At 72.6% G+C, this 12,918-nt stretch carries 14 protein-coding genes; 5 read left to right on the top strand and 9 right to left on the bottom strand.

The window, feature by feature from the left end; genetic code table 11:
• The first annotated feature begins 30 nt into the window (after nt 1-30).
• Both DAERI_RS13620 and DAERI_RS13615 read left to right on the top strand, forming a co-directional pair.
• A complete protein-coding gene (locus DAERI_RS13620; protein ID WP_103129969.1) occupies nt 31-771 on the top strand; it encodes an alpha/beta fold hydrolase in 741 nt (246 codons plus the stop codon).
• A complete protein-coding gene (locus tag DAERI_RS13615; protein ID WP_103129968.1) occupies nt 768-1,514 on the top strand; it encodes an alpha/beta fold hydrolase in 747 nt (248 codons plus the stop codon). Before DAERI_RS13620 ends, DAERI_RS13615 begins: the two co-directional genes overlap by 4 nt.
• Nucleotides 1,515-1,581: 67 nt before the next feature.
• On the opposite strand, the gene DAERI_RS13610 is transcribed toward DAERI_RS13615, so the two are convergent.
• The 6 genes from DAERI_RS13610 to DAERI_RS23340 are packed head-to-tail and all read right to left on the bottom strand — an operon-like array spanning nt 1,582 to nt 6,397.
• Complete coding sequence (locus tag DAERI_RS13610) at nt 1,582-2,793, bottom strand: Gfo/Idh/MocA family protein (RefSeq protein ID WP_103130005.1); 1,212 nt, start codon at nt 2,791-2,793, stop codon at nt 1,582-1,584.
• Nucleotides 2,790-3,818, bottom strand: coding sequence for a dipeptide epimerase (locus DAERI_RS13605; RefSeq protein WP_103129967.1), 1,029 nt, complete (start codon nt 3,816-3,818; stop codon nt 2,790-2,792). Before DAERI_RS13605 ends, DAERI_RS13610 begins: the two co-directional genes overlap by 4 nt.
• Complete coding sequence (locus DAERI_RS13600) at nt 3,806-4,687, bottom strand: C40 family peptidase (RefSeq protein WP_103129966.1); 882 nt, start codon at nt 4,685-4,687, stop codon at nt 3,806-3,808. Before DAERI_RS13600 ends, DAERI_RS13605 begins: the two co-directional genes overlap by 13 nt.
• A gap of 22 nt (nt 4,688-4,709) precedes the next feature.
• Complete coding sequence (locus DAERI_RS13595) at nt 4,710-5,708, bottom strand: dipeptidase (protein ID WP_103129965.1); 999 nt, start codon at nt 5,706-5,708, stop codon at nt 4,710-4,712.
• Nucleotides 5,705-6,262 (bottom strand): HAD family hydrolase, encoded by a 558-nt coding sequence (locus tag DAERI_RS13590; protein WP_369689460.1) that lies wholly within the window; start codon nt 6,260-6,262, stop codon nt 5,705-5,707. The genes DAERI_RS13595 and DAERI_RS13590 overlap by 4 nt, the downstream gene beginning before the upstream one ends.
• Nucleotides 6,263-6,397 carry a hypothetical protein gene (locus DAERI_RS23340; protein ID WP_369689459.1) on the bottom strand — a complete coding sequence of 45 codons (135 nt, stop codon included), beginning with the start codon at nt 6,395-6,397 and terminating at the stop codon, nt 6,263-6,265.
• A 223-nt stretch (nt 6,398-6,620) separates the two neighbouring features.
• Here DAERI_RS23340 and DAERI_RS13585 point away from each other — a divergent pair, with 223 nt between their 5' ends.
• Nucleotides 6,621-7,778, top strand: a complete 1,158-nt coding sequence (locus DAERI_RS13585) for an aminotransferase class V-fold PLP-dependent enzyme (RefSeq protein WP_103129964.1) — start codon at nt 6,621-6,623, stop codon at nt 7,776-7,778.
• 54 nt (nt 7,779-7,832) lie between these two features.
• Here DAERI_RS13585 and DAERI_RS13580 read toward each other — a convergent pair whose 3' ends face one another.
• The gene (locus DAERI_RS13580; RefSeq protein ID WP_103129963.1) at nt 7,833-8,537 is read right to left on the bottom strand and encodes a metallophosphoesterase family protein; all 705 of its coding nucleotides are present in this window, start codon (nt 8,535-8,537) and stop codon (nt 7,833-7,835) included.
• 76 nt (nt 8,538-8,613) lie between these two features.
• Between DAERI_RS13580 and lnt the strand changes: the two genes are divergently transcribed.
• Complete coding sequence (gene lnt / locus DAERI_RS13575; protein ID WP_103129962.1) at nt 8,614-10,044, top strand: apolipoprotein N-acyltransferase; 1,431 nt, start codon at nt 8,614-8,616, stop codon at nt 10,042-10,044.
• Nucleotides 10,045-10,057: 13 nt separating this feature from the next.
• On the opposite strand, the gene DAERI_RS13570 is transcribed toward lnt, so the two are convergent.
• Both DAERI_RS13570 and DAERI_RS13565 read right to left on the bottom strand, forming a co-directional pair.
• Nucleotides 10,058-11,110 carry a tyrosine-type recombinase/integrase gene (locus tag DAERI_RS13570; RefSeq protein ID WP_103129961.1) on the bottom strand — a complete coding sequence of 351 codons (1,053 nt, stop codon included), beginning with the start codon at nt 11,108-11,110 and terminating at the stop codon, nt 10,058-10,060.
• A gap of 355 nt (nt 11,111-11,465) precedes the next feature.
• Nucleotides 11,466-12,446: a diacylglycerol/lipid kinase family protein gene (locus tag DAERI_RS13565; RefSeq protein ID WP_235610387.1), complete on the bottom strand. Its 981-nt coding sequence runs from the start codon at nt 12,444-12,446 to the stop codon at nt 11,466-11,468.
• A 38-nt stretch (nt 12,447-12,484) separates the two neighbouring features.
• Between DAERI_RS13565 and DAERI_RS13560 the strand changes: the two genes are divergently transcribed.
• Nucleotides 12,485-12,853 carry an IPT/TIG domain-containing protein gene (locus DAERI_RS13560; RefSeq protein ID WP_103129960.1) on the top strand — a complete coding sequence of 123 codons (369 nt, stop codon included), beginning with the start codon at nt 12,485-12,487 and terminating at the stop codon, nt 12,851-12,853.
• The last annotated feature ends 65 nt before the right edge of the window (nt 12,854-12,918 follow it).

The following is a 12,918-nucleotide window of genomic DNA, read 5'->3' as shown; positions in this document are numbered from 1 at the left end:
TCCTTAAGCCCTCCCCGCCGCCTTTCCCGTATGCTCGGGCGCGTGCGAGCCCTGCAATTTCGCTCCCGTGGGGCGACCCTGAGGTACGACGCGACCGGGCACGGCGATCCCATCGTGCTCGTCCACGGCCTGAGCGGGTCGAGCCGCTGGTGGCGGCACAATGTCCCCGCGCTGTCGGGGACCCACCGCGTCTACGTCCTCGACCTCGCGGGCTACGGGCAGGCGCGGCGCCAGCGGTCGCTGGGCGTGCGGGCCGCCGCCGACCTGATCGCCGCCTGGCTCGACCACCTCGACCTCAGGAACGTCACCCTGATCGGGCACTCCCTGGGGGGCCACATCTCCATGCACGTCGCCGCCCGCCGCCCCGAGCGGGTGCGCGTCCTCGTCCTCGCCTGCGCGAGCGGCCTGCTGCGGGACCGGCTCTACCGGGTCGCCCTGCACCTGCCCCGCGCCGTCCTGACCGGCCGGGTCACCTTCGTGCCGCGCATCCTCGCCGACGCCGCGCGCAGCGGGCCGCTCAATCTGTGGCGCAGCACCCGCGACCTGCTGAAAGACAGCGTGCAGGACCTCCTGCCCGGCCTCACCGCCCGGACGCTGGTGATCTGGGGCGGGCGGGACGCGCTGGTGCCCCCCTCGCTGGGCCGCGCGCTCGCCGCCGCGATCCCCGGCGCCCGCTACGAGGAGATTCCCCGTGCGGGCCACGTGGTGATGGTGGACGCGCCGGGGGAGTTCAACGCGCTCGTCCTCGACTTCCTGCGTGAGGGCACTTGAACGCCGAGTCCCGCTACACCCGCGTCCGCGGCCTGCTCACCCACGCCCGGGTGCGCGGCGAGGGGCCACCTCTCGTCATCATTCCTGGCCTGGGCTGCGCCTCCTGGATGTACACCCGGGTCGCCCGGGAGCTCGCCCGCGCGCGCACCGTGTACGCCTACGACCCCCCCGGCCACGGCCGGAGCGCGGGCCGCCCCGGTTCCCCGCGCACCATCGAGGGCCTGACCGATCACCTCGCCGCCTGGCTCGCCGAGTCGGGCCTGGGCCGCGTGCCGCTGCTGGGCCACTCCCTCGGGGGAGAGGTGGTCTTCGACCTCGCCGCGCGCTACCCCGGCCACGTCTCCGCCGCGATCGCCTGCGCGCCCACCGGCATCCCGGAAAACCCCAGCGTGCGGGAGCAGTTGCTGCGCCTCCTCCTCGACCTGCCCCGCGAGCGGCCCGGCCTGTTCCTCCCCGCCCTGGCCGCCTACACCCGCAGCGGCCCCGCCCGCATGCTGCGCCTGGCGCAGGACCAGAGCCAACACGATACCGGCCCCCTGCTCCCCCACGTGCTGGCCCCCACCCTGCTCCTCGACGGCACCCACGACCCCGTCATCCAGGCCTGGACCCTGGAGGCGATCTGCGCCGCCATCCCCGACGCCACCGTCCGCGAGATCCCCGGCGGCACCCACGCCCTCACCGACTCCTTTCCCCGAACGGTGGCGCGCTACACCCTCGATTTCCTCCGGGAGGTGGGGGCGTGAGGAGAGGCACCCGCGAGGTGAGGTAGCTTTCTAATTAATACAAGGAGAGAGGGATGAGCCCGGCCACTCAGGACCGTACAAGCCGCCTCACACCCGTTCCACCGTCCCCCCCCGCCGCGAACGCCATCCGGTGCGAGTCGAGCGATTCGGCCAAGGGCGTGGGCACCCCCGCCTCCCCCCGCAGGAAGGCCAGCCACGCGGCGACGAGCGCGGTGTCCCCGCCGCCGTGGTTGCCGCTCACATCGACCGCCAACAGCTCGACCCCGTCCGTGCGGAAGTCGTGGACCTCGATCTCGCCCCGGTCCAGGTGCCCGCGCAACTCGCCGTGGGTGCCCAGGAGCTTCAAGGTCCGCGTGTTGTTGTGGGTGAAGGCACTCACCGTGAGCCCCGCCGTCACCCCGCCCTCGAAGACGACCGTGACCGCCTGGTGGTCCACCACGTCGTTCCCCCCGCCGTACACGCAGCGCCCGTAGGGCCCAGACGCGAGGGCGTCGGCGAGAGAGATGCCCCCCGCCGTCAGCACCGTGACCGGCCACCGCTCCGGGTCGCGGGTGGGGTAAATACGCCGGGCGTCGTAGGGGCACTCCACCACCGGGCAGGTCACGCAGCGATCCGAGGCCCCCGGCGGCGCCTCCTCCGGCCGGAAGTGGAACAGCGACCCCTCGCTGCTCACCCGGACGGGCGACGCCCCCGCAAACCAGCGCAGCAGGTCGAGGTCGTGCCCGCTCTTCGCCAGCACGAAGGGCGCGGCGGGCGGCGACTGCGCCCAGTTGCCCCGCACGAACGAATGCGCGTAGTGCCAGTACGCCACGTTCTCCGCATGCTGCATGCCGACCAGCCGCCCCAGCCGCCCCGAGTCCAGCACCTCCCGGACCCTGCGGAAAAAAGGCGTGGCGCGCAGCACGTGGCAAACCGTCACGCGCCCGCCCGATGCCGCCTCCGCCGCCAGCAGCCTGTCCAGCTCGGCCTCCTCCAGACAGATGGGCTTTTCCAGCAACACGTCGTAGCCGAGGCCCAGTGCCCGCACGCACGGCCCCACGTGGGCATGGTCGGGTGTGGCGATCACCAGCGCGTCTGCCACCCGGCCCAGGGCGAAAAAGGCGTCCGCATCGAGAAAGCACGCCTCCGGCCCCAACCCGTGCCGAGCGGCAACCTCGCCCAAGCGGGCGGGCCGGGGATCGACGAGGTGGGTCACCCGCGCCCCCTGCGCCGCCAGATGCCGCGCGTACACGTCCGCCCCCCGGTTGCCGCAGCCGAGGATGGCGACGGTGACCGTCACCTCCGCTCCACCCCCCAGCCCACCCCGGTCGGCCGCTCCAGCCGCCCCGCCGTCCACTCCAGGCCCGTGAACGGGTCTTCCCCCAGCAGCAGCGCCCCGTCGAGGTCCGCCCAGTCGCACAGCCCCGCCAGATGCGCCGCCGCCGCGATGCCCAGGCTGCTCTCGATCATGCAGCCCATCATCACCCCCAGGCCGTGGGCGCGGGCCAGCCGGAGCGCGGCGAGCGCCCGCAACGGCCCGCCCAGCTTGGCGAGCTTGAGGTTCACCCCGTCGAAGGCCCCCGCCAGCCGGATCACGTCGGGCACGTGGTGCAGGCTCTCGTCCGCCACGATGGGGACCCGGGCGAGGCGGCGCAACTCCGCGTGCCCCTCCAGGTCCCCCGCCGCCAGGGGCTGCTCGACGAGTTCCACCCGGGCCGCCTCCAGCACGGCCAGCATTCGTTTCGCCTGCGGGCGCGTCCAGCCCGCGTTCGCGTCCACCCGCAGCGAGACCTGAGGGACCTCCCTCCGCAGCGCCTCCAGGATGGCCTCGTCCCGGTCGGTGCCCAGCTTCACCTTCAGGACGCCGTGCCCGCGCGCCACGGCCTCGCGTGCCTGGCGCCGCATGTCGTCCAGCTCGCCCAGGCCCACCGTGTAGCTGCTCTCCGGCAGGGGAGAGGGCGACAGCCCCAGCAGCCGCCACACCGGCACGCCCGCCGCGCAGGCCGCCCACTCCACCGCCGCCATCTCCAGCGCGCACCTCACGCTGGGGTGCCCCTGCGGCATCCGGGCCTTCAGCCGCGCGTCCAGCCCGTCCCAGTCCCACCCGTCCGTCAGCGCGCCCGCCAGCAGGGGCAGCACCGCCTCCACCGTCCCGCGCGTCTCGCCGTAAAAGGCGTTCGGCGCCGCCTCCCCCCGGCCCACGATCCCGCCCTGCTCGAAGGTGACGAGGGTGCGCGGGTAGGTCGAGTGCGTCCAGCGCGCGATGCCGAAGGGCCGGGCGGTGTGCAGCTCCAGCGTCTCCCAGGTCACGCTCACGCGGGCCACCGCCCGAAGCCCGTCAGCGCCCCCGCCAGCCGCCCCCCGTACTCGCCCTCGCCCAGCGTCTCCACCGTGACGCGCATGTGCGTGGCGTTCGCGTGGACGAGCCGCCGCCCGTCGAGCATGATCCCCACGTGCCCGGGGAAGAACACGAGGTCGCCCCGACCCGGCGTCTCCACCGGCCGCAGCGCCTCCTGCTGCTGGTCCGCGTCGCGCGGGAGGGCAAGCCCCAGCGCCGCGTACGCGAGCTGCGCCAGCCCCGAGCAGTCCACGCCCCACGCGCTGCGCCCGCCCCAGACGTAGGGCGTCTCCAGGAACCGCAGCGCGAACTCCGCCGCGTCCGCCCACGGGGCGGGGGAGAGGACGACCTCCTGCACCCACGCCCCCGTCCCGTCGGGCAGGAGGACCGGCACCCAGCGGCGCCCGTCCTCGGTCTCCACCTCGCCGGGCGCACGGGTCAGCCGCGCCCCGGCGCACAGCTCCGCGACGATGGGACGGCTCACCCGCGGCCCCGCGAAGGCGTGGGCGCGCAGGGCCGTGACGCGCAACTCCTCCCCCCGCGTCCCGGAGCCCGCCCGCAGCGCGTCCGCCCTCGCCCAGCCCAGATACCGGTCGTGCCCCGTCCGCACCCAGGCCCAGCCGTCCCGCTCGGCCAGCACCTCCAGCCCCTCGCCGGGCAGCGCCTCCGTGACCTGCGAGGCGGCGAGGTCGGGCCGCGCCCGCAGGCTGACGCGGGCATTTCCGGCCCGGGCCGGGCGCGGGGTGACGAACGACCACCCCTCGTCCGGCAGGAGGCCGCGCAACTCCGCCGCCGCCAGCCGGGTGGCCGGGTCGAAGGCGTGCGTGCGGGGGTCCAGGGGGGGAGCGGTGAGCATATCCCCAGGGTAGCGCCTCCCCCTACAGGAAGCGGGTCAGCCAGCGCGCCCAGTTGCCGCCCGCCACCCCCGCGCGGTGCTCCCCCGGCAACAGGTCCAGAAAGCGGCCCACATCCCGGTAACTTCCAATCCCCGCCGGGGCCTTTTCCCGCCCGAACCCGCCGTCGAGATCGGTGCCCAGCCCCACGTGTTCCCAGCCCACCAGCCCCGCATAGTGCCGCGCGTGCGCCGCGAGTTCGTCCAGCCCCACCCGCGGCTGGGCCACGTCCCACCCCGGCCGGATGAACGGGCTCAGGAACACCAGCCCGATCACCCCGCCCGACGCCGCCACCGCCCGCGCCATCCCGTCCGTGAGGTGCCGGTTCCCGGGCAGGAACGCGCGGCTGTTCGAGTGCGAGGCGACCAGCCGCGGCCCGATCTCTGCGGCCTCCCAGAACGCGGCGTCATCCAGGTGCGAGGCGTCGAGCGCTATGCCCAGGTCCCGCATCGCCGTGACGAGGTCGCGGCCCTCCGCCGTCAGCGGCCCCGGCGCGTCCGTACCCCCCGCGTAACGTGTCCGCCCCCACGCCGGGCCGATCAGCCGCACTCCCGCCCCCACCCAGAACCCCAGGTCGTCCGCGTCCCGCACCGGGTCCGCCCCCTCCATCAGGAGAACGACGCCCAGGGGGCCGTCCGCGCCCTCCAGGTGCTCCGCCACCTCCGCCCCGCTCCGCAGCAGCCGGATCAGCCCCCGGTCCTCCCAGCGGCGGTAGGTGTCCAGTTGCGCGAGGGCCTGCGCCCGCGCCCCCGCGTGGTCGGTATAGCCCCCCGGGCTCTCACCCGTCCGCGGCAGCGCGAACAGCGTCCCCAAGGCCACCCGCGCCCCCGCCGCCCGCAGCTCGTCAAATGTCACCGTCGCCGTCTGGCCGGGCACCGGGTCCCGCGCCCGCAGCGCCCCCAGTTCCAACGTCAGGTCCCGGCCCAGCCCCGCGTTATAGGCCAGGTCGAGGTGCCCGTCGATCAGCGGGGGAGGCCGGGTCAAGCGGGCACCGGCCCGTCCACCACGGCCAGCACGTCCCGCAGGCGGTGCAGCGCCCCCGGCACCCGCCCGCAGAGGTCGATCTGCACCGCCCGCATCCCCAGCGCCCGCGCGGCCTCGACATTCTCGGGACGGTCGTCCACGAACAGCACCGCGCCCGCCGGAAGCCCCAGCCTCTCCAGCGCGGAGGTGAACGCCCGCGCCTCCGGCTTGTGGGCGCCCACCGTGCAGCTTGCCACCGCCACATCCACCAGATCGTCGAGCCCCAGCGCCCGCAACGTCCGGTCAATGCTCGGCAGCGTGTTGCTCAGCACCCCGATCCTCAGGCCCCGGGCCCGCAGCCCCGCCAGCACCTCCCGCGCCCCCTCCACCGGCCTGAGGTACCGCTCATAGGGAAAGGCGGCGAGCACCTGGGCGGCCTGCTCCACCCCCAGCCCCAGCCGGGCGCCGAGCCCCTCCCCGTAGCGCGTCCAGAACGCCTCCTCCTCGGGCGTCCGCAGGTCCCACCACGAGGACGCCTGCTCCTGCCACAGCCCCGCCAGCACCCGCCCGGCCACCTAGGAGTCTACTCCGAACCGCTCACTCGCCCACAGCGCCGCCTCCCGGTACACCCCCGGGTCGGCATACGCCAGCGTGTCGTCACGGTCGAAGAGAACGGCGAGCAGCCGCCCGGAAGCTCTTGAAGTTGTCACGATCGAACATTCTAAGCTCTCCCTATGCCCAACAGAACAAAAATTTCACGCACCAGATGTATCGTGAATCTTATCACTAGCAGAGCGACCTGCCCCGATCTGCTCCCGAGATAGCGCCGACCCGGAGAGGGTGGGGCAATTCTATTGCGCCCACTCGCCTGCCTAGCCCGTTCAGAGCAATTTCATTGCGCCCTTGCCCGGTCGGGGTGCTACACTCCGCCCTATGTTCGAGGACCGTCCCAGCGCCCACCCGGAACACCTCCTGCTGACGCCCGGACCCACGCCGATCCACCCGCGGGCCCAGCGGGCGCTGCTGCGCCCCATGCTCGGGCACATGGACCCCGAGGTCTTCGCCCTGAACGGGGAGATTCAGGCGGGCCTACGGACCCTGTACGGCACGGCCCCGGCCACCTTCACCGCGCTGCTGGCGGGAACCGGCAGCCTGGGAATGGAGGCGGGCTTTGCCAACCTCGTGGAAAGGGGGGACGAGGTGCTGGTCTGCGTGAACGGGTCCTTCGGGCGGCGCATGGCGGAGATGGCGGGGCGTTACGGCGCGCGGGTCCGCCTGGTGGAGGCGCCCCTCGGGCAGCCCATCGACCCGGCGGACGTGGCCGCGAAGCTGGACGGCGCGAGGCTGGTCGCCGTCGTCCACGGGGAGACGAGCACCGGCGTCCTCAACCCGGTGCCCGAGATCGCCGAGGTGGTGCGCGGCAGCGGCGCCCTCCTGACCGTGGACGCGGTGACGACGGCCGGGATGGAGCCCTTCTACATGGAGGCCTGGGGGATCGACTACGTCTACACCGGCGCGCAAAAATGCCTCTCGGCCCCCCCCGGCGTCGCCCCGGTGGCGATCAGCGAGCGGGCCCTCGCACGGCACGCGGCCCGGCGCACCCCCACGCCGCTGTGGTACTGCGACTTCGGGGGCCTGCGCGACTACTGGGAGGACCACACCTACCACCACACCGTGCCCGTCAACCTGCACTACGCCCTGCACGCCGCGCTGGAGGCCGCGCTGGAGGAGGGCCTCACCGTTCGCCAGGCCCGGGTGCGGGAAATCGGGGAGGCCGTCCTCGCGGCGCTGACCCCGCTGGGCTTCACCCCCTACGTCGGGGAAAGAGCCGCGCGGCTCCCCACCGTCCTCGCCCTGCGGCTTCCCGCGGGCTTCGACGACGCCGGGATTCGCCGCGCCCTGCGGGAACGCGAGATCAGCGTGACGGGCGGCCTGGGCCCCACCGCGGGCCTGATCTGGCGCCTGGGCCTGATGGGGGAAGCCGCGCGCCCGGCCCCCTACCGCGCCCTGCTCGCCGCCCTGGAGGAATTGCTGAACGAGCGCGGCCTGGTGGCCCGCTTCGAGGCGGCGCTGGGCGCGGTGCCCGCCTGACCGGCAGTGGGGAGTGGGAAAGATCGAGCCCACTGCCCACGGGCCACTCCCCGCCTACCCCATCCGCCCCGTGCGGATCACGTCCGCCACCACCGGCGGCAGGTTCCACGCCAGGATGTCGAAGGCGGAGGAGGCGTAGTCGTAGGGCACCTTGTGCAGGGTGACCCGGGGTTTGCGGCCCACGCAGTCGATCAGGGCCACGTCCGCCCCCGGCTCGCTGTTCAGGCTCAGGCCCACCGAGCCGGGGTCCACGAAGGTCGTCTCACTGACCACCCGCACGAACGGGATGTGCGAGCCGCCCGCCACGATCACCCGCGCGCCCAGCGCCTCGGCCAGGTCCTCCAGCTCGCGCTCGGGGGCCATCAGGTCGAGCCGCTGCTCGGGGGCGTGGGGCGAGCCGTGGAAGAAGCGCACCCGCCCCACCGGGGTCATCAGGCGGCCACCGGGGGGCAAGCGGCGCAGGAAGTCGCGCTGATCGGGCGAGAGCACCTTGCGCGTCCACTCCAGGATCTGGTCAGCGACGCCCCCGCGCGCGGGGCGCTCGCCCAGTTCCAGGGCCACCCGCAGGTCGCTGGAGCCCAGGCCGGTCTGCCAGCCCTCGCGGCGCACGAAGTCGATCACGGGCCCCGGCGAGGCGCCGTAGCCGACCAGATCGCCGACCACGACGACCCCGTTCACCACGTTCTCGGAAAGGAAGCGCTTCACGGCCGTCAGCGCGTGAATGTTGCCGTGGAGGTCACTGATAAACGCCAGTCTCAAGGTGCCCCCATGCTAGTGCAAAGCCCGCCCGCCCGCTGCCGCATTTCCCAAATTTGGCCCGCCCTATCATGGCCCGGTGCGCCCGCCGCCCCCCCTCACCGCCGCCCTCCTCGGGGCCCTGCTCGCCGCCTGCGGCCTGCCGCTCCCCTGGAGTTTCCTGTCGTACCTGCCGCTCGCGCTGCTGCTGCTGTTCGTCTCCGGCGGCGCCTCCCCCCGCCAGATGGCCGGGCGAATGTGGTGGGCGGGCACCGCCTACAGCGCCGTCCACCTGTGGTGGCTCACCGCCTTCCTCGCGAGGCTGTTCGGCACGCCCGTCCTGGGGGTCCTCGCCTTCGCCCTCTTCGCGCTGGAGGGGGCCTTCCTGGCGCTGATGGCCTGGCTCGCCGCACGATTCGCCGCCTCGCGCGAGGCGCGGGTCTGGGCGCTGGCGGGCGGCTGGGTGATCCTGGAAGGGCTGCGCTTCCTCGGCCCCCTCGCCTTTCCCTGGCCCACCCTGGGTTACACACTGCTGCCCACCCCCGCCATCCAGATCGCCGACCTGGGCGGGGTGCTGCTGGGCAGCGTGCTCGTCACGGCCACCGCCGCCGCGCTGGTCAGCTTCTGGTGGGGGAGACGCCCCCCCCTCGTCCTGCTCTCGGCCCTGTGGGTGGCGGCGCTGGCCTACGGGGTGACGCGCGTGCCGGGGGCGGGACCCGTTCAGCCCATGCTGGTGCTGCGGACCGAGTTCGACTCGTTTGGGCGGGCCACCCGTCAGCTCACGCCCGAGGAGCAGCTCGAGGTTCAGCGCAGGCTCAGCGCCTCCCGCATCCCCGGGGAACTCGTCGTCTGGAGCGAAACCGCCCTGACGAGCTTCGAGGTGCCCATACGGCTCCCGGAGTTTCCCGGCCCCGGAATCAGTGGACTGGGCACCTTCCAGCCCCGCCAGAACGCGGTGGTAAGCGTGGACGCCTCGGGGCGGGTGACCGCACTCAATGAAAAAGCAAGGCCCGTACCGTTCGGCGAAACCTTTCCCCTCTACCGGGCGCTGCGCCCGGGCTACCACCTGATTGAAGAGGCCACCGGCCTCGACCTGGCCGCCCTCGCCATTCTCCCGGCCCGGCAAGTCACTCCCCTCCGCCTGAGCGGCACCCTCTACGGCACCTACGTCTGTTACGACAGCGTCTTCCCCTGGGTCGCCCGGCACCTGGTGCGGAAAGGTGCCCAGCTCCTCGTCAACCCCAGCAACGACGGCTGGTACGAGGGCTGGGGCGTGCAGCAACACTTCCTGATGGGCCGGGTGCGCGCCATCGAGACCCGGCGCTGGCTGGTCCGCAGCGTGAACGAGGGCGTCGCCGCCGCTGTGAACGACCTCGGCGAACCGGTCCAGACCCTGAGCGCCGGGGAGGGTGCCCTGCACGTCCGTCCCCGGCTGCTGACCGGGCAGACCCTCTATACCCGACTCGGCGATCTGCCCGCCCTGCTCCTCGCCGCGCTGATGCTCGTCTATGCCCGGCGGCTCGACCGCTGAGTGGGGGAGAGCCTCACTCCTCCCCCGCCCGCAGCCGCTCCATCGCCTCCACGGCCTCGCGGCGCACGTCCACGTCCATCTTCGCGTAGATCGCGCTCGTCGTGACTGAGGCGTGGCCCAGCAGGTCGGCGACCACGTGCAGGTCGCGAGTGGCCCGGTACAGGTGGGTGCCCGCCGTGCGCCGCAGCGTGTGCAGGCCCCACATCTCGGGGGGCAGGCCCAGGTGGCGGTAGTAGGTGTGGGCGATGAAGCGGGCCCCGTCGGTCGAGAGCCGCCCGCCGTAATTCACGCCCGACAGGGATACGAGGAGGGCGGGGTTCCCCCCATCCACCGTCACCGCGCGGCGGGCCACGAGCCAGCGCCCTAGCAGGGCCTTCACCCCAGCGGGCAGCGGAACCACCCGCGTCTTGCCGCCCTTGCCGCGCACGGTGAGTGACCCCCCGGTCAGGTCCACGTCGCCCACGTCCAGCCCCACGATTTCCGCCGCCCGCAGGCCCAGGGTGCCCCCCAGCACCAGCAGGAGCGCGTCGCGGCTCGCGCGCAGCCCGTCCCCCGCGTGCAGTTCGGCGGGCAGGGCCAACAACTCGCGGATCTGGGTCTGCGTCAGCGCCCGCTTTTTCGCGTGGGCGGGGGTGGGGTCGGAAGGCGGCGAGACGCCCGCGCTGGGGTCCGCCTTCAGCACGTTCGCCCAGACCAGGGCCTTCATCAGATTCCGCGCCCCGTACAGGTGGCGCTTGACGGTGTTCGGCTTCAGCCCGGCCTCCTGCATGGTGAGGAGCCAGACCTCGAAGTCCTCGGCGGTGAGCTGGTTGAGCGCGCGGCTGGGCGACTCGGGGGGGCCAGTGAACTGGAGAAATTGCCGAATGGACTCCGCGTAGGCCTTCAGGGTCAGCTCGCTCGTGCGGCCCTTGCGGCTGGATTTGAGCCGCATGTACGTGGTTGTCAGGTCAATGAGCGTCCCGGCGTCCTGCGCGTGCGCCGCCCGCAACCCCTCGCGGCGCCGGTTCTCGGGACTGCTCCATTTGCTCGCCAGTTGCAGGGCCAGGCCGGGGACAGCTTTGGTCACAGGACCACTATACTCCGCAGAACTCAAATTATCAGGAGTAGAGGGTGGACCTGGAGCGGTAGAGGCGGTGTCTCTCTTGTGGCGAGGTGCGCCTCCTCGCTCGGCCCGCCGGACACCTTCGGCTAGGCGGGTCATCACGTCAGCCCGCTCCCCAAGGAAACCCGAAACATGCGATAGAACCTCACCATCGTCCGTGAGCCGCGCAACCGCGCCAAGGATGACCCGCTCTCCGCGACTGGCCTCCCGGAGTCGCCCGCCGTTTGCCCCCTCCTGAACCCTCGGGAACCGTTCGAGGCCCCTTCCTAGCCTTCCTGTGGGGAAGCCGGAAAAGGGAGTCTGAGACCAGGAATATCCTTCAGGTGTCCAGATCGGCCTTTCTTACCGGCGTCAGGAAGCGGATCGCGCCCGGCAGGATGCTGGCGGTGAAGGGGGTGGTCTCCACGTGCAGTTCGCCGTCGTACTGGAGGGGAAAGGGTTCGTCGGCGTCCACGGTGACGGTCTTGGCCGAGAGGGTCTCCAGGTTGCCGCTGAACAGGGGGTCACCCAGGTTGAGCTTGACCCGGACGGAATCGATCAGGTTCGGGACCAGCCGCAGGATGTTTCCGGCCTTGAGCAGGACGACGGTGAAGCGGCCGTCCGACGGGCTGATGTCACTGGTGATGGGCAGGCGGTAGTTCGCCATGCCGAAGTTCGCCACCATGACGCCGATGCCCTCGAACTCCCGCGGCTCGCCGTCGAGGACGAGGTGGAAGGTCGTCTTTTTGGGGCTGAGCTGCTTCATCGCGCTCAGGACGTAGGCCATCGCGCCGAACCGCTCCTTGAGGTCCTCGGAGTCGCGGATCATGGCGGCGTCCGCCCCCGCCCCGGCGAGCATGGCAAAGCCGCTCTTCTCGCCCTTGACCTCCACTTCGCCCAGATCCACCCGCACGGTATGCCCGTCCGCGAGGATGTCCGCGAGCGCGGCGGGGTCCCGCGGCAGGCCCAGGTTCTGCGCGATCAGGTTCGCGGTGCCCGCCGGGTAGGCGAGGAGCGGCACGTCGGTGTAGCGGGCGGCGTAGGCGAGGCTGCTCACGGTGCCGTCCCCCCCCGCCCCGACGAGGCAATCGTGGTTTGTCAAGTCGGAGACGTACTCGGACATGGGGGTATCCGGCTGGAGTTCGCGCTCGGTGACCTCGGCGCCCCCGGCCCGCAGCCGCTCCACGAAGGCGGGGAGGGTGCTCTCCCCCTGGCCGCTGCGGGGGTTGAAGACGACGAGCACGCGCTTGCCCGCCAGACTCGCGCCCCCGTCCGGGGATGTGGCATTTTCCCCAACAGGGGGGGTGGTTTGACCCGTCATCTGGGGCTCATTAGACTGCCCGCACGGAGGCTGCTGCTATGGTGCGTTTCTTCTTTGCTTCTTTACTGTTCATGGGTGTCCTGGCCTCCTGCGCGCCGCGTCAGCAGGCGACAGCGGGCGTGACTGTCACCCCGGTGCTGATCAAGCTGTCCGAACCGGCGGCGCGGGGCGGCACCCTCACCATCCAGGGGCGCTACCTGGGCGGGCCGTCCACCGGGCGCGTGCGGCTGGGCGCGAACGAGTCGGGCGAGGGCGGCTACGTCTTCCCCGCCTCGGCGGTGCGTTCCTGGACCGACAGCGAGATCGTCCTGACCATCCCGGCAGATGCCCCGGTCGGCGGCTCCTGGCTGTTCGTCGAGGTCGGCGGGCGGCAGTCGACCGGGCTGCCTTACAGCGTCCGGCAGTAAGGCCCTTTGGGAGAGGGCGGCCTACCCGCGTGGGGCCGCCCTCTCCCCTATTTTTTCCCGCTGAC

The sequence above is a fragment of the Deinococcus aerius genome (assembly GCF_002897375.1).
In the GTDB taxonomy this organism is placed as follows: Bacteria; Deinococcota; Deinococci; order Deinococcales; family Deinococcaceae; genus Deinococcus; species Deinococcus aerius.
The sequence above is the reverse complement of the archived record's forward strand: the minus strand, read 5'-3'. Positions and strand labels throughout refer to the sequence as shown.